The sequence below is a fragment of the Cellulomonas marina genome (genome assembly GCF_900111925.1).
GTDB lineage: Bacteria > Actinomycetota > Actinomycetes > Actinomycetales > Cellulomonadaceae > Cellulomonas > Cellulomonas marina.
In genome coordinates, this window is the sequence record NZ_FOKA01000007.1 from 125,981 (window position 1) to 144,412 (window position 18,432).

Consider the following 18,432-nt stretch of genomic DNA (forward strand, 5'->3'; position numbering starts at 1 on the left):
TGCGCTGCGGGGTCGTGGTGCTCACCGTGCGTGGCCTCCCGTCGTGCCGGTCGTCATGCCGGTCGTCGTGCCCGTCGTCGTGCTCGTCGGGCCGCCCGTGCCCTCCATCGCCGCCTCGAACCGCTCGTAGGCGGCGCGGTCGGCGTCCACCCCGGCGTGCGGGGTGGCGTAGACGTGCTCGAACATCGACGCCGCCTCGGGACGGCCCATGGCCCGCACCGCCGTGCGGACGCGCTCCCCGAGCGCGTCCGCCTCGTGCGCCAGGTCGTCGACGAACGCGTCGGGCAGCTCCCCCGTCGCCTCGAGGTGGCGGCGCAGCCGGTCGATCGGGTCGCGGTCGCGCCAGTGCTGCTCCTCGTCGGCGGAGCGGTAGCGCGAGGGGTCGTCCGACGTCGTGTGCGCGCCCATGCGGTACGTGAACGCCTCGACGAAGGTCGGGCCGCCGCCGGACCGCGCCCGCTCGAGGGCAGCGGCCGTCACGGCGTAGGTCGCCAGCACGTCGTTGCCGTCCACGCGCACCGAGGGGACGCCGAAGCCCGGCGCGCGGTCCGCGATGGGCACCACGGCCTGCCGCGTCGTCGGCTCCGAGATGGCCCACTGGTTGTTCTGGCAGAACAGCACGACGGGCGCCCGGTTCACCGCGGCGAAGACGAGGGCCTCGCTGACGTCGCCCTGCGCGGTGGCGCCGTCGCCGAAGTAGGTGACGACGGCGGTGTCGCGGGAGGCGTCGCCCGTGCCGACGTCGCCGTCGCGCTGCACGCCCATCGCGTAGCCGACCGCGTGCAGCGTGTGGGAGCCGATGACGAGCGTGTACAGGTGGAAGCCGTGCGCGACGGGGTCCCACCCGCCGTGGTCGACGCCGCGGAACAGGCGCAGCACGTCGGCCAGGTCCACGCCGCGCGTGTGCGCGACGCCGTGCTCCCGGTAGGACGGGAAGACGTGGTCCTGCGGGGCCAGCGCCCGGCCGGAGCCGACCTGGGCCGCCTCCTGACCCAGGGCCTGCGCGAACAGCGCGAGCTCGCCCTGCCGCTGCAGGGCGGTGGCCTCCGTGTCGAAGCGGCGGACGAGCACCATGTCGCGGTACAGCCCGCGCAGGGCGGCGGCGTCCAGGTGCTCCACCCACGGGTCCCAGGCCGGGTCCCCCACGCGCTCGCCCGACGGGGTGAGCAGCTGCACGAGACCCTCGGCGTGCAGAGGCCCGGGCGCCTGCGCGGACGGCGCCGGGAGCGCGGCGGGGGGCTGGGGCACGGGTGCCTCCTCGGGCGGGGACGACGAACCTACGTCAGCGTAGGCTACGGGACCGTAGGTTGGCTCGGGACCCCCGCCACCGGCGCGTCCGGCGCCGCGTCCACGAGCTCGGGCGTGAGCACGGGCGCGGGCCGCCGGTGCCGCATCCACGGGCCCTGCTCGGGCCAGTGCACGAGCACCGAGCGGAACCCCCGCACCACGCGTCGGACGAGCCCACGGCCGCTGCGCAGCGGCCGCGCCGAGATGCCCACGGTCATCGCCGGCTCGTACCGCACCGACCCCGTCGGCAGGTGGAAGCTGAGGTCGAGGTCGTCGTGCAGGTCCACCTCCCGGTGCACCTCGTCGCGCACGTCCCGCCACGTCGCGGACCGCAGCGCCAGGCTCGACCCGAACAGCGGGGTCCCACCCAGCGTGACGCCGAGCAGCCCGAAGTAGGCGCGCATGTAGAGGACGTCGGCCAGGCGCGCCGCCACCGGTCCGAGCCCGCGGAACCGCCCGGGCCCGGTGACGGCGAGGCACGCCGGGTCCGCGAAGGCCGCCTCCACCGCCGCGAGCCAGCCGGGCGGCAGCGTGCTGTCCGCGTCGCAGCGGGCGATGACGTCGCCCGAGGCGGCGTCGTACCCCCGCGCGGCGGCGGGCCAGATCCCCCGCCGCGGCTCGACGAGCACCGTCGCCCCGGCAGCCCGCGCGAGGGCGGCGGTCGCGTCGCGGGACCCGTTGTCGACGACGAGCACCTCGTCGGCGGGCCGGTCCTGCGCCGCCAGCGACGCGAGGCACGCCGGCAGCAGGGCCTCCTCGTCGAGGGCGGGCACCACCACGCTGATCCGCAGGCGGCCCGCGCCGCCCGCACGCCTGGACGGGCCGTCGACCTCCGCGCTCGTCACGCCGCCATCGTCGCGCGTCCGGGCCCGGCGTGCGCGATGGTGTCCGCAGGGCCCCGACGTCCAGGCCGGGCGGGCGGCGGGCCCCGCACCACCCGTGAGGTCCCCGTGACGTCCGCCGTCGCACCCGCCCCCGCGTCCCCCGCGCCCCCGCCGGCACCGTCCGCCCACCTCGCCGACGCCCTCTACGTCCTGCCCCTGCGGTGGACCGACGACGAGGGCCTCGCCGAGCTCACCGCCTACCTCGCCGAGCTCGGCGCGCACCTGCCGGTGGTCGTCGTCGACGGGTCGCCCCCGGCCCGGTGGGCCGCCCACGCCGACGCCTGGCGGCCGCTCGTCGCGGGGGGGCTGCACCGCGTGCCGCCGGCGCCCTGGCCGGGTGCCAACGGCAAGGTCGCGGGCGTCATGACCGGCGTGCACCTGGCGGACCGCGAGCGCCTGGTGCTCGCCGACGACGACGTGCGCTGGGACCGACGGGGGCTGGAGCGGGCCCTGGCCCTGCTCGACGACGCCGACGTCGTGCGGCCGCAGAACCACTTCGACCCGCTGCCGTGGCACACGCTGTGGGACACGGGACGGACCCTCCTCAACCGGGCGTTCGGCTCGGACTACCCGGGCACGCTCGTCGTGCGGCGCTCGGTGCTGCTGCGCGCCGGCGGGTACGACGGGGACGTGCTGTTCGAGAACCTCGAGCTGCTGCGCACCGTCGTCGCCGCCGGGGGGCGCGAGCACCGCGCCGACGACCTGCTCGTCCGGCGGCTGCCGCCCACCGCCCGGCACTTCCTCGGGCAGCGGGTGCGGCAGGCGTACGACTCCCAGGCGCAGCCGGCGCGTCTCGCGGCCGAGCTCGCGGTGCTGCCGGCGCTGCTGGCCGCGCGCCGGCGCCCGGGGCTGGTGGCCGTCGCGGCCGCGGCGGTCGTGGCCGTGGCCGAGCGCGGGCGGCGGCGCGCCGGCGGCGGCCGCGTGCTGCCGGCGCGCGCGACGCTCCTGGCGCCGGCCTGGCTGCTCGAGCGCGGCGTGTGCGCCTGGTGGGCGCTCGCGCTGCGGGCGCGCGGCGGCGTGCCCTACGCGGGAGGCCGGTTGCGCCGGGCCGCCACCCCCACCTGTGTGCTGGCGGAGCGGTTGCGCGACGTCCGGGATGCGACGCGGTAGGGGCGGCGGCACGATCGCGGCAGGCGCCCCCCGGCCGCTCCGGCCGTCGCGCGCGCCCGCTCGTCCCGCTCGTCCCGCTCGCCCGCTCGTCCCGCTCGCCCGCTCGCCCGTCCGTCCCGCTCGCCCGTCCGTCCCCGCCACAGGTCCAGCCCCGGCCTGCGCCCGGCCGAGGAGGTCCTCGATGGCCCCGCACACCCTGTCCTCGCCTGCCCCGTCCTCATCCGCCCCGTCCTCGTCCGCCCCGTCTACCTCAGCGCCGGTCCTCCCCCAGCCGGCCGCGCCGACGACCACGGGTGCCCACGGCCCCATGCCCGTCCCCCCGCCGCGCGGCCCCGCCGGCCGCGCCCTCGCGGACGTGCTCCTCCGCCCGTCGCCCGGCCCGGCGGGCGACCTCGTCACGGAGGCCCTGCTCGCGACGTTCGACGACGCCGTCGTCGCCGCGCTGGCCGCCACCGACGACCTCCTCCGCGACGACGACCTGCAGGTCACGCTCCTGACCCTGCAGGAGCTGCACTACGGCGGCCTGGCCGGTGTGGACGACCGGTGGGAGTGGTCCCCGGAGCTGCTGCGCACGCGCGGTCGTCTCCAGGACGCGCAGGAGGCGGTCCTGCGCGAGCTGGTCCCCGTCCCCGACGTGCCCGCCGGCGCCACCGCGCAGGAGGTCGCCGAGGCCCTCTTCGCGCTCACGGGCGCCGAGGGCGGACCCGGGCTGTCGACCTACCTCGCCCGGACGGCCACGCTCGAGCAGGCCGCCGAGCTCGTCGTGCACCGCTCCCTGTACCACCTCAAGGAGGCGGACCCGCACACCTGGGCGATCCCGCGGCTGTCCGGGGTGCCGAAGGCGGCGCTCGTGGAGATCCAGGCCGACGAGTACGGCGGGGGCCTGGCGGACCGGATGCACGCGGCGCTGTTCGCCCGCACGATGCGGGCCCTCGGCCTCGACGACCAGCCGGGCGCGTACGTCGACCACATCCCCGCCGTGACGATCGCCTCCCTCACCACCATGTCCCTGCTCGGGCTGCAGCGCCGGCTGCGGGGCGCGGTCGCGGGGCACCTCGCGGCGTTCGAGATGACCTCGACCACGCCGAACCGGCTGTACGGCAACGGCTTCCGGCGCCTCGGCTTCGACGAGGAGGTCACGCGCTACTTCGACGAGCACGTCGAGGCCGATGCCGTGCACGAGCAGATCGCCGCCCGCGACCTCGCCGGGGCGCTGGCCGTCGACGACCCAGCGGTGCGCGACGACGTGCTGTTCGGGGCCGCGCTCTGCCTCGCCCTCGACACGTGGGTCGCCGAGGCGCAGGTCGCGGCCTGGCGCGAGGGCCGCTCGTCGCTGCGGCGCCCGCTGCCCGCCGGCGACGGCGCGACCCGGGACGGCGCCGCGTGAGCGGGGCCCCCACGCGCGTCGTCGCGTGCCCGGACGGGCCCCTCCTCGTGCGCGGCGACTTCGAGGTCGTCGACGCCGACGGCCGCCCCGTCGAGCGCACGCGCCGCACGGTGGCGCTGTGCCGGTGCGGCTCGACGGGCATCCCGCCGTGGTGCGACGGCTCGCACAAGGTCGTGGGCTACCGGACGCCCCGGACGGCGGCGGAGGACCCCCCGAGGGGGTGACGATCGGGTGACGGTCGGGCGTGCGCCACCCGACCGGGGGACCGCGCGCTCACGCCGCGCCGGGCGGCCCCGATGGACGGGGTTGGTCGGGGCGTCAGCACGCCGCGGCCGGCCCGTCCAGCAGCGGCGGGCGTCGCGTCGCGCGCCATGAGGAGGCCGCATGTCGAGCGCTCCCTCGCGCCCGCGGCGAGCCGCCCGCACCGCCGTGCCGACGTGGGCGGCACCCGCCGTGGCCAACCCGCGGACGATGGGTGCCGTCGCCGGCGGGTTCTGGACCGCCGGCGGCCTGCTGGGGCTGCTCGCGCTCGCCGTGCAGGGCGGTGACGTCCCGCACCTCGTGCCGCTGGCGACCCTCGCGGTGCTGTGCCTGGTGACGGGCCTCGCGCTGCTGCCCTCGGGGCCACGCCTCCCGCGCGCGGCCTTCCTGGTCATGCCGCCCGCCGGGGCGCTGGTCGTGACGACGGTCGTCCGGCTCGGCGCCGGCACCCCGCTCGCGGACGCCTACGGCACCTTCTACCTCTTCGTCGTCGTCGACACGTTCTTCTTCTTCTCCTGGCGGCTGGCCGCGTCGATGATGGCGGTCAGCGCGGTCCTGCACGTCGGCGTCGTCGTCGTGACCGGCGCGTCGACCACCCTCGCGGTGCTGCAGGAGGGCGTGTTCCTGTGCTGCGGGTCCTTCGTCGGCTGGCTGGTGCGGCGGGCCGCGGCGGCGACGGTCGACCCCGTCACCGAGCTGCCCAACAAGGCGGGCTTCGACCGGCTGCTCACGGAGGAGCTGCGCGCCGGCCGGGGCGCCCCCGCGGTGGTCCTGCTCGACCTCGACGGGTTCCGCCGGCTCAACGAGGTGGCGGGCGCGGAGGCCGGTGACCGGCTGCTGCGCGTCGTCGCCGCCCGCTCCCGCCGCACGCTCGGCGACGGCGTCGTCCTGGCCCGCTACGGCAGCGACGAGTTCACGGTGCTGCTGCCGCGCACGGGCGTCGACGAGGCCGCGGCGGTCGCCGACGCCCTCCGCGCCGCGTTGCTCCCCACGACGGCGGCCGCGGGTGCCGCGGTCGCCGAGCCCGACGACAGCCCGGCCGTCCTCCTGCACCGCGCGAAGACCGCCGCCTACCGTGCCCGGTCGCTCGGCGGCGACCGCACGGTGGTGCTCGACGCGGGCGGCACCAGCGCGGCCCGGCTGCGGCGCGCCATCGCCGAGGGCGAGCTCGTCGTGCACTACCAACCCGTGGTCACGCTCCCCGACGGTGCGGTCACCAGCGCGGAGGCCCTCGTGCGCTGGACGGACCCGGAACGCGGCCCCGTGCCGCCGGACGTCTTCGTGCCCCGCGCCGAGCGGGACGGGTCCGTCGTCGAGCTCGGGCGCTTCGTGCTCGACGAGGCCGTTGCCCAGCTCGTCGCCTGGCAGGGTCGGCCGGGCCTGCCGCGGACGGTCGCCGTCAACGTCTCCTACCTCGAGCTGTGCCGGCCCGACTACGCCGACGACGTCCTCGTGACGCTGCGCGCCGCCGGCCTGCCGCCGGCCGTCCTCGTCGTCGAGGTCACGGAGACCACGCTGGGCCGCAGCGAGGAGCACGTGCTGGAGAACCTCCGGGTGCTGCGCGAGGCGGGCGTGGGCGTGTCCATCGACGACTTCGGCACCGGCTACTCGTCCCTCAGCCGCCTCGAGCGGATGCCCGTCACGCAGCTCAAGGTCGACCGGTCGTTCGTCGCGCGGCTGGGGCCCGGCACGGAGCGCACGCCGGTCCTGGCGGCCGTCGTCGCGCTGGCCCGCGGGCTGGGGCTGCCCGTGGTCGCGGAGGGCGTGGAGACGGCCGAGCAGGCGGCGGCGCTGGCCGCGCTGGGCTGCACCCACGCGCAGGGCTACCACTTCGGCCGCCCGGCGCCGGCCGCGGTCCTGGGCACGGGCGACCCCGTGACGCGGCAGCGGGGCACCGGCGGCGTCGTCGTGCCGCTGCCGGTGCCCCGCCGGACCGCCTAGTGGACCGCCCGAGAAGCCGCCCGAGAGACCACCTGAGGGTCAGGAGCGGCCCTTCACCTCGTCCTTGGCGTCGTGCTCGCCGTGCGACATCCGCAGGGCGCGGCCCATCGCCTCGTCCTCCTCGCGCTTGGCCTGCTTCTTCTTCAGGCTGCGTACGTCGCGGGCGGGGAGCTGCAGCGCGATCTCCGCCGCGATGCCGCCCTGGAGCTCGCGGCCCCGCTCGATCTCGGCGTCGAGCTCCGCGCCGAAGAGCAGCGCGAGGTTCGTGATCCAGAGCCACAGCAGGAACGCGATGACACCACCGAAGGTGCCGTAGGTCTCGTTGTAGCTGCCGAAGTTCGCGACGTAGAAGCCGAACGCCACGGTGGCGAGGGCCCACGTGACGATCGCGAGCGCGGCGCCGAGGCTCGTCCAGCGGAACTTCGGCTGCTTGACGTTGGGCGTGAAGTTGTACAGCACGGCGACGGCGAGCACGACGAGGGCCACGATGACCGGCCACTTCGCGATGTTCCACACCGTGACGGTGACGTCGCTCAGCCCGACGAGGTCGCCGATGGACCGCGCGACCCCGCCGCTGAGCACGAGCGCGGCGATGACCACGGCCACGATGACGACGGTCACGAACGTGACGAGGATGTTCGTCGGGCGCAGCTTCCAGAACGGCCGGCCCTCCTCGACCTCGTACACCCGGTTCATGGCCCGGCCGAAGGCGCCCACGTACCCGGAGGCGGACCAGAGGGCCGTCGCGAGACCGATGACGAGCGCGAACCCGGCCGCCGGGGTCTGCGTGAACGCCGTGAGGATGGGGCCGATCGTCTCGCCCGCGTCCGGCGCCACCTGCTCCACGACGCCGACGGCCTGCTCGACGAGCTGCGCGCCGTCGCCCACGAGGCTGAGGACGCTGACGAGCGCCAGCAGTGCCGGCGCGAGCGCGAGCACCGCGTAGTAGGTGAGCGCGGCGGCGAGGTCGGTGCACTGGTCGTCCGTGAACTCGCGCACCGTCTTGCGGAGCACGTACTTCCAGGACGGCTTCGTCAGGTCGTCCGGAGAGTCCGGCTTGCGGGGGTCCTCGGGGTCCGGGCCCTGGGCCTGCTGGTCCGCGTCCTCGTGGACGGTTGGGGACGTGCTCATGTCGATCCTCCGGGGATGTGGGGCGGCCCGCCCCGACGCGGGGCGTCGGGGCGGGCCGGGGGTCCTACGGGTGCCGCGTCAGGAGGACGAGGAGGCGCGCACGTTCTGCGCGGCGTCGCCGGCCTGCTGCTTGACGCCCTGGGCGGCGTCGACGCCCTGCGCCTTGACGTCCTGCGCGGCCGCCTGGCCGTGCTCCTTGACGGTGGTGGCCGCCTCGGTGGCCCGCTCCTTGACGGCCTGGGCCGCGTCCTGCGCGGGCTCCTTGAGGTCCTGCGCGATGGAGCGCGCGACGCCCTTGGCCTCGTCGACCAGGCCCGACGCCTGCTCCTTGGCGGCCGAGGCCGCCTGGCGCTCCTTCTCGGAGCTCGGCAGCAGCGAGCCGAGGAGCCAGCCGGCGCCGAAGGCGATGAGACCGGCGGCGAGCGGGTTGCCCGTCGCCTGGTTCTTCACGCCGGCGGCGGCGCCGCGGGCGGAGCCCGTCGTCGAGTGCAGGGCGCCCTGGACGGACCCGGCCACGCCGTGGGCGCTGCCGGAGGCGTGGTCCTTGGCGCCGTGCAGGGTGCCGGAGACCGAGTCCTTCGCGCCGTGCAGCGAGTCCTTGGCCGAGTCGGTGGCGCCGTGCACGGTGTCCGTCACCTGGTCCTTCACACCCATCACCTTCTCGCGGACGGTCTCGACGGCGCCGCCGACGGCGCTGCGCGCCTTCTCCTTCTGGCGCTCGACGACGTTGTGCGGGTTGACCTTGTCGGTGAGGGCGTCGACGTCCGCGCTGAGCTCGCTACGGGTCCGCTCGATGTCGGCGCGGATCTGGTCCGGGTCGGTGCTCATGCGTTCTTCTCCTCGTGTCCGGTCAGTGCGTTCGGGATCTTCTTCGCCGTCTCCTGGGTGCGCGGGACGCCCTTCGTGCGGGCGAGCTCCTTCTTGCCGCGCAGGGCGAGGACGGCGGCGACGATGCCCCACAGGACCGCGACGACCACGGCCGCCCAGCCCAGGCTGTCGAACAGGGTGCCCAGCGCCCACATGAGCGCGAGCGACAGGAACAGCAGGACGAAGTGCCCCGCGACGCCCGCACCCGCGAGCATCCCGGCGCCCTTGCCCGCCTGCGTGGCCGACTCCTTGGCCTCGGCCTTGGCGAGCGCGACCTCCTGGCGCATGAGCGTCGACAGGTCGCGCGTCACCTCGCCGAGGAGCTCGCCCACGCTCGCCGACGGGCCCGGGCCGACGCCGGCGGAGCCGGCGGCGCTGGACCCGCCCGTCGTCTCGTAGGACGTGCTCACGGCAGGTCCTCCCGTCGCGTGGTGCCCGTGCCCGTGGCGTAGGAGTCACCCGTGGCGCCCGTGGCGGCGTCCGGGGTGGCCCACGGCTGGTCCGGGGAGCCGGAGGCGCCCAGCAGCGGGTCGGCGTCGTCGTCGACGAGGCCGGCCGTGCCGCCGAGGACGCCCGTGCCCGTGCTCGAGTCGTCGTCGTAGCCCGCCGTGTAGTCCGACGTGCCGGTCGCGAGGCCCGACGTGGCGTAGCCCGTCGTGGCGGGCGCACCGAGGCCGTACGACGAGGTCGTCGGCGCCGGCGTGTAGAGGCCGGCCGACGTGCCCGACGTCACGGAGCGGGGCACGGAGGACTGCTCGGAGGACTGCTGGGAGGCCGCGTCCTTGGCGCCGCGCGTGAGGCGGCCGAGCACGAGCCCCGTCGCGCCGGCGATGAGGAGGAACGTGCCCGGACGCTGCCGCGCGAAGCGGCGCACGTCGTCGAGCAGCTCGGCCGGCTCGGCGTTCTCGAGGCGCTGGGCCAGGGTCCCGACGCGCGAGGAGATCTCGTGCACCAGGTCGGTGGCGATGCCGCCCTCGGACGGGGTGGAGGCCATCTCGCCCAGCTGGTCGCTGACGGTGCGGAGCGTGCCGGCGAGCCGGCCCTGCTGCTCGCCCGCCTGGGAGGACAGCTGCGTCCGGGCCTGGCCGAACAGGTCGCGGGCCTGCTGCGTCGCGGCCTGCGCCACGCCGCTCGCCTCGGCCTTCGCGTCCCCGAGGACGCCCTTGGCGGCCTCGGCGCCGGATGCGGCGACGTCCTTGGCCTGGTCCTTGGCGGTGTGCGCGACGCCCGACGCCTCGTCGCGGGCGGTCTGCGTCGTCCCGGCGGTACCCGTGGTCCCGCCCGTGGCGATCCCACCCTCGGCTACGTGAGTCATGTCGTCTCCTCCAGGAGGGCCGCGCCCGGCGCCGGGGACGGCGACGGGCACGACCGGGCGGCCGCCCCGTGGCGGTCGCCGTTGCGTGGTGGGGTGCACGCCCTGCCCGGGGTGCACCCGGTCGTGCTGGACGGTGGGAGGACCGTGTGTGCTCACGGTCCGCCCGCGGCCGTGGCCGCGGTGCTGGCGTCCCGTCCGGCCGGGCGGTCCGCCTGTGCAGCTGTGCCGGCACGAACGCCGGCGGCCGGGTCCAGGAGGACCCGTCTGACGTCGACGCTAGGGCGACCCCGGCAGGTGCGCCACCGGAACGGGCGCGCAGCCGGGCTTACGGGTGCAGCCGGGAGGAATCGGGCAGGTCGGACGCAGGCCGGACGGAGCTCGGACGGAGCTCGACGGCCTCCGTCAGCCGGCCGGGTCGGACGGTCCGCCAGACCGTCCGTCAGACGGGCAGGTCCGCCGTCCACGACAGCAGGAGGTCCGTGGCCTCGGGCTCGCCGACGGAGACGCGCACGCCGTCGCCGGCGAAGGGCCGGACGAGCAGCCCGGCGGCGGCGGCCGCGGACGCGAAGGCCGCGGCGCCCTGGCCCAGCGGCAGCCAGACGAAGTTCGCCTCGCTGTCCGGCACCGTGCGCCCCTGCGCCCGGAGGCCGGCCAGGAGCCTGGCCCGCTCGGCGACGACCGCGTCGACCCGGGTCCGCATCTCCCCCTGCGCCCGCAGCGACGCCAGGGCCGCCACCTGCGCGAGGGCGTTCACCCCGAACGGCGTCGACGCCGCGCGGATGCCGGCGGCCAGCCGCGGCCGGGCCAGCGCGTAGCCCACCCGCAGCCCCGCCAGCCCGTACGCCTTGGAGAACGTGCGCAGCACGACGACGTTCGGGTGCTCGCGCAGGGCGGCCAGGCCGTCGGCCGCGTCGGGGTCGCGCACGAACTCGACGTAGGCCTCGTCCACGGCGACGAGCACGTCGGACGGCACGGCCGCCAGCAGCGCGGCCAGCTCGGGCGCGCGCACCGCGGGCCCCGTCGGGTTGTTCGGCGTGCAGACGAGGACCACGCGCGTGCGGCCCGTGACGGCCGCCGCCATCGCCGGCAGGTCCAGCCGCGCCTCGGGGGTCAGCGGCACGGGCACCGCCTGCGCCCCGGCCAGCCGGACGGCGATGGGGTAGGCCTCGAAGGACCGCCACGGCAGGACCACCTCGTCGCCCGGCTCGCACACCGCCGCCAGGACGTGCTCGAGGACCGCGACGGAGCCGCACCCGGCGACCACGCCCGCCGGGTCGACGCCGTGGTGGGCCGCGACCGCCTCGACGAGCTCCGAGGCGTACATGTCGGGGTAGCGGTTGAGGTCCGCGGCGGCGTCGGCCACGGCGGCGACGACCGAGGGCAGCGGGGGGTAGGGGTTCTCGTTCGACGAGAGCTTGTAGGCCGCGGCCCCGACGGCCGCCCGCGCTCCGGGCACGTAGGGCGGCAGGTCGGCGAGGGCGCGACGCAGCGGCACGTGCGGACGGTCCCCGCCCCGGTCTCGGCTCACGGTCGCCAAGGATGCCACCCGGGCGGGCGTGCCCGGGCAGGCGTGCCCGGGTGGGTCCGTCCGCGGCCGCCCGGGATCCGACCGCGGTCCCGGGGGTGCCTCTGGCAGGAACGCCGCATGGCCTTCGTCGGACGCGTGCTCGTCTCGGGGGCGGCGATCTGGGTCGCCACCCTGCTGCTGCCCGGCATGCGGCTGGTCGGCGCGGAGACCCTGCCCGGCCAGGTCGGGGTCGTGCTGCTCGTCGGGCTGCTGTTCGGGCTCGTCAACGCGGTCGTCAAACCGGTCGTCGCCGTGCTGTCGCTGCCGCTGTACGTCCTCACGCTCGGGCTGTTCCACCTCGTCGTCAACGCGCTCATGCTGCTGCTCACCGCCTGGATCAGCGAGCAGACGACGCTCGGCCTGCGCGTCGACGGCTTCGGCACGGCGTTCGTCGGCGCCCTGGTGGTGTCGGTCGTGAGCTGGCTGCTCTCCGCGCTGACGCGGCGCGACCGGGACTGAGCCCGCGCCGGGCCGGGACCACCCGTCCCGCCCTCGGGCGGCGTCACCGGTCCTCCGGCGGCCGCGCGAGCTCGACGACCGTCGTCGTCGCCGTGGTGCCGGCCGGCCCGAGCACGGCCGCGAGCGCGGCGTCGACGGCGGCCGTGCGCGGGTCGGGCCCGAGGGCCTCCGCGGCGCGGGCCGTCGCCACGTACGCCCCCAGCCCGTGGGCACGGCTCGCCGGCAGGCCGGGGTCCCGCCGCACGACGGTGACGTCCCCGCCCACCACGTCCGGCAGGCCGTCGAGCTGCGGCACCGGGTCCGTGGGGTGGCGGTAGTGCCGGACGGGGACGCCCGGCGGCAGCGCGCGGGGCACGTCCGGCGACCCGGCGGTCAGCACGCCCCGCACGGCGTACGTCCCGGCGGCGGCGCCCGCCACGGCCTGCACGACGAGCCCGCCCTGGCTGTGCCCGGCGAGCAGCACGGGCTCGTCCGGCCCGACGCCCGCGCCCGCCAGCACCGCGAGCGCGCCGGCCGTCAGGGGGTCGGACCGCCCGGCGACGAGCTGCAGGTCGCTCGTGAGGTCGGCGGGGACCGACGTCCCGGGCCGCCACTCGACCGTCCCGGGCACGAGCAGCAGCCACGCCCGGCCCCCGTCGGGGTGGTCGAGCCGCTGCAGGCCCACCACCGCCCGCGCCCCGGGCCGGCAGGCCCAGCCGGAGGCCACCGCGCCCACGGCGGCCAGCACCCCGGCGGCGTCCCGCGGCGCCGGCACCTGCGGCGGGTCGACGACGGGCCGCACGACGACGCCGTCCCCACCCGGCCCGTCGACGAGCCCGGCGAGGCGACCCGCGGCCACCGGCACGCCGCCGGGACCACCGACGACCTGACCCAGCACGGTCACCGCCGCGACCGGCAGGCCCCCGCCGACGAGCGCGGTCCACGCCTCACCCCGCCCCGTCCCCGCGCCGTCGAGGGGCAGGAGCGCGCGGGCGGCCGCGACCTGCGCGCGCAGGGCGAGCAGCGCGCGGCGCACCCCGTCGTCGGCCGCCGCGTAGCTCACCCGCACCTGACGCAGGTCCGCCGCCAGCGCCTCGGCGGACCGGGCCAGAGCGGCCGCTCCCCGGGGCGGCGCGGCGGCTGCCGCGATCGTCGCGCGCCCGGCGAGCGCCCCTGACGGGATCCCGCCCGGCCACCCGGCGGGCGGCCCCGGGTCGGCGAGGGCCCGGTCCGCCGCGTCGAGGGCGGCGGCGGCGCGGCGCAGGTCGGCGGCCACGCCGTCGAGGCGCGCGGCCACCACCGCGAGCAGCGCGAGGTCGGCGACGGTCGGCCCGGTCCCGCCCAGCACCTCGACCGGACCCGGCCTGACGACCCCCGCCGTGCCGACGGACCCGGTCACCACCCGCCCGGCTGCAGCTCCTTCCGTCACGGCCACCCCCGCGACGACCGCCACGACGCCGGTGCAGCCGTCGGCCAGGGCGCGACCGACGCTCCGCCGGCGCCGCCCCCCGCCGCGGCGCGCACCGCACCCGGGAGGTCGTCCACCACGTCGCGCAGGGCGGCCAGGCCGACCCGCAACCGCGTGAGCCGCTCCGTCGCCCCGTCCGCGGCCGGCCCGCGCCAGGCGTCGTCGAGCCCCGGCGGCAGCGCCGCCTGCGCCGACGCCACCGCCACCGCCGCGTGGTGCAGCAGCACGAGGACGTCGACCGGGAGGTCGGCGCCGGGCGCGGACGAGGGGGAGAGCGGCACGCGGGCGACGGTACGAGCGCACCGGCGCCCGCAGGGTCGACGGCGGCCGCGACGTGGGCGCGCGCGGCCGACGACGGGCTGGGGACGGCCCGATGACAGGCCCCGGTCCCGCGACTGCCGGGACGCGGGGGGCGACCGGCGCCCCGTCCGCCCGCACGCGTCCTAGAGCCCGGCGAGCAGCTCCCGCATCTGCGCGATCTCCGCCGTCTGGTCCTCGACGACGCGACCCGCCAGCTCGGTCGCCTCCGGCGCCCTGCCCTCCTCGAGCTCCTGCTCGGCCATCGTCACCGCGCCCTCGTGGTGGGCGACCATGAGCTCGAGGAAGCGCCGGTCGAACGCCGCGCCCTCGAGGCCCTCGAGCTCGGCCATCGCCTCCTCCTGCGTCAGGCCGTCCATGGTCATGCCCGCCATGTCGTGCCCGGACCCGCCGTGACCCTCCATGTCGTGGCCCTCCGTGTCGTGACCCTCCATGTCGTGGCCCGCCTCCGCGTCCGCGGACACGTCCTCGCCCCACGCCTCGAGCCACCCGGTCATCGTCGCGATCTCGGGCCCCTGCGCCGCGGAGATCCGCCCGGCCAGCGCCCTCACGTCCTCGCTGCCGGCGCGCTCCACGGCGAGGTCCGCCATGTCGATCGCGCCCTCGTGGTGCACGACCATCATCTGCGCGAACGCGACGTCGGCCGCGGCGTGGGTCGCGCCGGCGGACGCGGTCGCCCCGTCCGCCCCCGACGCCGCCCCCGACGCCGCCCCCGCGCCGCCGTCCGACCCGCCGCATGCGGCGAGCCCGGCGGCGACGACGAGGGCGGTCGCACCCGCGAGGAGGCGGTGGGTCGAGCGGGTCACGGCGGACCTCCGAGGGTGAGCGCGGCACGGGGCCGGGCGGGGGGGAACGGGGGCGTGCAGGACAGCACCTCCAGCATCACCCGCCCCCGGCCGTGCCGCGGCCCGGCCACGATGAAGATCCGATGTCGATCGCGCCCTCGTCACCCACGCGCCGCCCGCGACGACCCGGGTCCTCGCGATGATGACGCGGTGCAGTCCTCCTCCCAGCCGTTTCCGGCCCCCGCGTCCGGCGCGCCCGGAGCGTCCGGACCGCCCCGGCGGCGGGCGGTCGTGGTGGACGACGAGGTGCCGCTCGCCCGGCTCGTCGCCGGGTACCTCGAGCGCGAGGGGTTCGAGGTGCGGCTGTGCCACGACGGCGCCGCCGCCCTGCCGCTGCTGCGCGAGGTCGACCCGGACCTCGTCGTGCTCGACCTCGGCCTGCCGGGGCTCGACGGCCTCGACGTGTGCCGTCGGCTGCGCGAGTTCTCCGACTGCTACGTCCTCGTGCTGACGGCACGGGCCGAGGAGGCCGACACGCTCGTCGGGCTCGCCGCGGGTGCCGACGACTACGTCACCAAGCCCTTCAGCCCCCGCGAGCTCGTCGCCCGCGCGCAGGTGCTCATGCGTCGGCCCCGCCGGCCCGTACCCGCGCCGGACGCACCGCGCCCGCCGCGGCCGCCCCTCGTCGTCGGGGCCCTGGTGCTGGACCCCGAGGCCCGCGAGGTGCGGCTCGACGGCGTCGAGGTGCCGCTCACCCGCACCGAGTTCGACGTCCTGCACGCGCTCGCCGCGCGGCCGGGCACCGCGCTGACCCGCCGCGAGCTCGTCGACGCGGTGTGGGGGCCGGGCTGGGTGGGCGACGTGCACCTCGTCGACGTCCACGTGCTGCACCTGCGGCAGAAGCTCGGCGACACGGCCGAGCGGCAGCGCGTCGTCCGGACCGTACGCGGCGTGGGCTACCGGATCGGGGAGGGACGGTGAGCGCGTCCACCCGGTGGGGCCTCGGCCCCCGTCTCATGCTGGCCCTCGCGCTCGTGCTGCTCGTCGGCGGGCTCACGGCCGCGGCCGTCGCCCTCGCCGTCGGGCCGGGCGTGTTCCACGAGCACATGGTCCGGGCCGGGGTCGACGACCACGACGCCGCCGTCCTGCACGCCGAGGAGGCGTTCCGCTCGGCCGGCGGCTGGTCGCTGGCCCTCGCCCTCGGGGCGGCGGCGGTGACCTCGCTGGCCGTGTGCGCGCTGCTCACGCGCCGGGTCGGCCGGTCGCTCGGCGCCCTCGCGCACGCCGCGTCCGGCATCGGCGCCGGCCGGTACGGCGCACGTGTCGCACCCCCTGGGCTGGGGGCGGAGTTCGACGACCTCGCCGCGGCCTTCAACCGCATGGCCGACGACCTGGCGGAGGCGGACCGGCTGCGCTCGCGGCTGCTGGCCGACGTCGCGCACGAGCTCCGCACGCCGGTCGCGACGCTCGTCGGCTACCTCGAGGCGGTCGAGGACGGGGTGCAGCCCCTCGACGCCGGCACGGTCGCCGTCCTGCGCGCCCAGGGCGACCGGCTCACGCGCCTGGCCGGGGACCTCGCGCCGCCGTCACCCGCGCCGAGAGCGGCGAGCTCGTCCTCGACCGGCGTCCCGTGACGGCTGGCGCGCTGCTCGACGCCGCGGCGCGGGCCGCGGCGGACCGGGCCGTCGCCGCGGGAGTGGAGCTGACTGTGACGGGCTCGTCGGACGCCGTGGTCCACGTCGACGCCGACCGGGTCGCGCAGGTGCTGGACAACCTGCTCAGCAACGCGCTGCGGCACACGCCGCGCGGCGGGCGCGTGGTCCTCGACGCGCGGCGGGAGGGCGACCGCGTGCTGCTGCGCGTCGCCGACACCGGCGAGGGGATCGCGGCGGAGCACCTGCCGCACGTCTTCGAGCGCTTCTACCGCGCCGACACCGCCCGCGACCGGGACCACGGCGGCTCGGGCATCGGCCTGGCGATCAGCAGGGCCCTCGCCGAGGCGCACGGCGGCACGCTCACCGCGACGTCGCCGGGGCCCGGGCGCGGTACCGAGGTCGTGCTGGCGCTCGCCGCGGCGGACGGCCCGGCCCCGCGTCCGACGGCCGGCTGAGGCACGGGCACCCCGTCCGGCGGTGGGGGACGCGGTGGGATCATGACGCCCATGACGGCCCCCGACACCGCCCTGCCCCCGGTCCCCGCGCGCGTCGTGCTGGCCGACGTCGAGCCGGCCATCGCGCTGGGCCCGCTCGACGGCCGCTACCGCCCGACGGTCGCCCCGCTGGTGGACCACCTGTCGGAGGCGGCGCTCAACCGGGAGCGGTTGCACGTCGAGGTCGAGTGGGTGCTGCACCTCACCGAGCACGGCGTGGTGCCCGGCGCCCCGACGCTCGACGCCGTCGAGGCCGACTACCTGCGCGAGGTCGTCACGTCCTTCGGCGCCGACGAGATCGCCGAGCTGGCGGAGATCGAGCGCACGACGGTGCACGACGTGAAGGCCGTCGAGTACTTCCTCAAGCGCCGCCTGGCCGCCGCCCCCGAGGTGCTGGGCCGGCCGACCGTGCTGCCCGCCGCCGCCGAGCTCGTGCACTTCGCCTGCACCAGCGAGGACGTCAACAACCTGGCGTACGCCCGCATGGTCCGCGGCGCGGTGCGGGACGTGTGGGCGCCGGCCGCCACGGCCCTCGTCGACGAGGTCGCGGCCCTGGCGCACCGGTACGCGGAGGTGCCGCTGCTGGCCCTCACGCACGGCCAGCCCGCGACGCCGACGACGCTGGGCAAGGAGCTGGCCGTCCTCGCGCACCGGCTCCGGCGCCAGCTGCGGCGCGTGGCGGGCGACGAGTACCTCGGCAAGATCAACGGCGCCACGGGCACGTACGGCGCGCACGTGGTGGCGGTCCCCGGGGCGGATTGGGAGGTCGTCGCACGGACGTTCGTCGAGCGCCTCGGCCTGACGTGGAACCCGCTGACCACGCAGATCGAGTCGCACGACTGGCAGGCCGAGCTCTACGCCGACGTCGCCCGCTTCCACCGCGTCCTGCACAACCTGGCGACGGACGTGTGGTCCTACATCTCGCGCGGGGTGTTCCGGCAGGTGCCGGTGGCGGGCGCGACGGGCTCGTCGACGATGCCGCACAAGGTCAACCCCATCCGGTTCGAGAACGCCGAGGCCAACCTCGAGATCTCGTGCGCGCTGCTCGACACGCTGTCCGCGACCCTCGTCACCAGTCGCCTGCAGCGCGACCTGACGGACTCCACCACCCAGCGCAACATCGGCCCGGCCTTCGGGCACGGGCTGCTGGCCATCGACAACGTCCGCCGCGGGCTCCGCGCGCTCGACGTCGACACGGACCTGCTGGCGCGCGAGCTCGACGAGAACTGGGAGGTCCTCGGCGAGCCCGTGCAGTCCGTCATGCGCGCCGCGGCCGTCGCCGGGGTGCCCGGCATGGACAACCCCTACGAGCGGCTCAAGGACCTCACGCGCGGCCGCCGGCTCACGGCGCAGGACATGCGGGAGTTCGTCGCGGGTCTCGGGCTGCCCGACGAGGCCGCCGCGCGGCTGGCCGCGCTGACCCCGGCGACCTACACGGGGCTGGCCGCGTCGATCGTCGGGCACCTGGAGGACGCGCCGCGCTGACGGGCGCTCGCCACCTCCGGCGCGCTGCGCGCCGGACGA

At 77.3% G+C, this 18,432-nt stretch carries 19 protein-coding genes; 9 read left to right on the forward strand and 10 right to left on the reverse strand.

Translation table 11 applies throughout. The annotated features are described in order from the left end of the window. Window positions 1-21 precede the first annotated feature (21 nt). Window positions 22-1,248 carry a pyruvate dehydrogenase (acetyl-transferring) E1 component subunit alpha gene (gene pdhA / locus BM048_RS09390; RefSeq protein ID WP_175499446.1) on the reverse strand — a complete coding sequence of 409 codons (1,227 nt, stop codon included), beginning with the start codon at window positions 1,246-1,248 and terminating at the stop codon, window positions 22-24. 44 nt (window positions 1,249-1,292) lie between these two features. Then, window positions 1,293-2,132, reverse strand: coding sequence for a glycosyltransferase family 2 protein (locus tag BM048_RS17840; RefSeq protein ID WP_203708801.1), 840 nt, complete (start codon window positions 2,130-2,132; stop codon window positions 1,293-1,295). 105 nt (window positions 2,133-2,237) lie between these two features. Here BM048_RS17840 and BM048_RS09400 point away from each other — a divergent pair, with 105 nt between their 5' ends. The 4 genes from BM048_RS09400 (at window position 2,238) to BM048_RS09415 (ending at window position 6,870) form a co-directional block, all read left to right on the forward strand. Further along, window positions 2,238-3,281 (forward strand): glycosyltransferase family 2 protein, encoded by a 1,044-nt coding sequence (locus tag BM048_RS09400; RefSeq protein WP_239078766.1) that lies wholly within the window; start codon window positions 2,238-2,240, stop codon window positions 3,279-3,281. A 307-nt stretch (window positions 3,282-3,588) separates the two neighbouring features. Then, window positions 3,589-4,668 (forward strand): iron-containing redox enzyme family protein, encoded by a 1,080-nt coding sequence (locus BM048_RS09405; RefSeq protein WP_090032625.1) that lies wholly within the window; start codon window positions 3,589-3,591, stop codon window positions 4,666-4,668. Next, complete coding sequence (locus BM048_RS09410) at window positions 4,665-4,892, forward strand: CDGSH iron-sulfur domain-containing protein (RefSeq protein WP_090032626.1); 228 nt, start codon at window positions 4,665-4,667, stop codon at window positions 4,890-4,892. Before BM048_RS09405 ends, BM048_RS09410 begins: the two co-directional genes overlap by 4 nt. A 160-nt stretch (window positions 4,893-5,052) precedes the next feature. Further along, window positions 5,053-6,870, forward strand: coding sequence for a putative bifunctional diguanylate cyclase/phosphodiesterase (locus BM048_RS09415; protein ID WP_090032628.1), 1,818 nt, complete (start codon window positions 5,053-5,055; stop codon window positions 6,868-6,870). 39 nt (window positions 6,871-6,909) lie between these two features. On the opposite strand, the gene BM048_RS09420 is transcribed toward BM048_RS09415, so the two are convergent. The 5 genes from BM048_RS09420 to hisC all read right to left on the reverse strand — a co-directional run bounded on the left by BM048_RS09420 (window position 6,910) and on the right by hisC (window position 11,678). Next, window positions 6,910-8,001, reverse strand: a complete 1,092-nt coding sequence (locus tag BM048_RS09420; protein WP_090032630.1) for a YihY/virulence factor BrkB family protein — start codon at window positions 7,999-8,001, stop codon at window positions 6,910-6,912. Between the two features lie 78 nt (window positions 8,002-8,079). Continuing rightward, entirely contained in the window at window positions 8,080-8,829 is a 750-nt protein-coding gene (locus BM048_RS09425; protein ID WP_090032632.1) for a DUF3618 domain-containing protein, read from the reverse strand. After that, window positions 8,826-9,278, reverse strand: coding sequence for a phage holin family protein (locus BM048_RS09430; RefSeq protein WP_373308416.1), 453 nt, complete (start codon window positions 9,276-9,278; stop codon window positions 8,826-8,828). The genes BM048_RS09425 and BM048_RS09430 overlap by 4 nt, the downstream gene beginning before the upstream one ends. Then, window positions 9,275-10,183, reverse strand: a complete 909-nt coding sequence (locus BM048_RS09435; RefSeq protein ID WP_090032634.1) for a hypothetical protein — start codon at window positions 10,181-10,183, stop codon at window positions 9,275-9,277. Before BM048_RS09435 ends, BM048_RS09430 begins: the two co-directional genes overlap by 4 nt. A gap of 439 nt (window positions 10,184-10,622) precedes the next feature. Beyond that, window positions 10,623-11,678 (reverse strand): histidinol-phosphate transaminase, encoded by a 1,056-nt coding sequence (gene hisC / locus BM048_RS09440; RefSeq protein ID WP_090032636.1) that lies wholly within the window; start codon window positions 11,676-11,678, stop codon window positions 10,623-10,625. A gap of 150 nt (window positions 11,679-11,828) precedes the next feature. Here hisC and BM048_RS09445 point away from each other — a divergent pair, with 150 nt between their 5' ends. Continuing rightward, complete coding sequence (locus BM048_RS09445; RefSeq protein ID WP_090032638.1) at window positions 11,829-12,209, forward strand: phage holin family protein; 381 nt, start codon at window positions 11,829-11,831, stop codon at window positions 12,207-12,209. 43 nt (window positions 12,210-12,252) lie between these two features. On the opposite strand, the gene BM048_RS09450 is transcribed toward BM048_RS09445, so the two are convergent. From BM048_RS09450 to BM048_RS09460, 3 genes are all read right to left on the reverse strand, one after another. Further along, a complete protein-coding gene (locus BM048_RS09450; protein WP_139224400.1) occupies window positions 12,253-13,590 on the reverse strand; it encodes a hypothetical protein in 1,338 nt (445 codons plus the stop codon). A gap of 23 nt (window positions 13,591-13,613) precedes the next feature. Next, window positions 13,614-13,937 carry a hypothetical protein gene (locus BM048_RS09455; protein WP_090032642.1) on the reverse strand — a complete coding sequence of 108 codons (324 nt, stop codon included), beginning with the start codon at window positions 13,935-13,937 and terminating at the stop codon, window positions 13,614-13,616. 162 nt (window positions 13,938-14,099) lie between these two features. Further along, window positions 14,100-14,780: a DUF305 domain-containing protein gene (locus tag BM048_RS09460; protein WP_090032643.1), complete on the reverse strand. Its 681-nt coding sequence runs from the start codon at window positions 14,778-14,780 to the stop codon at window positions 14,100-14,102. A gap of 270 nt (window positions 14,781-15,050) precedes the next feature. Here BM048_RS09460 and BM048_RS09465 point away from each other — a divergent pair, with 270 nt between their 5' ends. From BM048_RS09465 to purB, 4 genes are read left to right on the forward strand one after another with little or no spacing between them, the layout of a single operon-like run. Continuing rightward, the gene (locus BM048_RS09465; protein WP_239078765.1) at window positions 15,051-15,740 is read left to right on the forward strand and encodes a response regulator transcription factor; all 690 of its coding nucleotides are present in this window, start codon (window positions 15,051-15,053) and stop codon (window positions 15,738-15,740) included. Beyond that, window positions 15,737-16,393: a histidine kinase dimerization/phospho-acceptor domain-containing protein gene (locus BM048_RS19030; protein ID WP_308439501.1), complete on the forward strand. Its 657-nt coding sequence runs from the start codon at window positions 15,737-15,739 to the stop codon at window positions 16,391-16,393. The genes BM048_RS09465 and BM048_RS19030 overlap by 4 nt, the downstream gene beginning before the upstream one ends. Next, window positions 16,390-16,869 (forward strand): sensor histidine kinase, encoded by a 480-nt coding sequence (locus BM048_RS19035; RefSeq protein WP_308439500.1) that lies wholly within the window; start codon window positions 16,390-16,392, stop codon window positions 16,867-16,869. Before BM048_RS19030 ends, BM048_RS19035 begins: the two co-directional genes overlap by 4 nt. A gap of 51 nt (window positions 16,870-16,920) precedes the next feature. Then, complete coding sequence (gene purB, locus BM048_RS09475) at window positions 16,921-18,393, forward strand: adenylosuccinate lyase (protein WP_090032647.1); 1,473 nt, start codon at window positions 16,921-16,923, stop codon at window positions 18,391-18,393. Window positions 18,394-18,432: the final 39 nt, after the last annotated feature.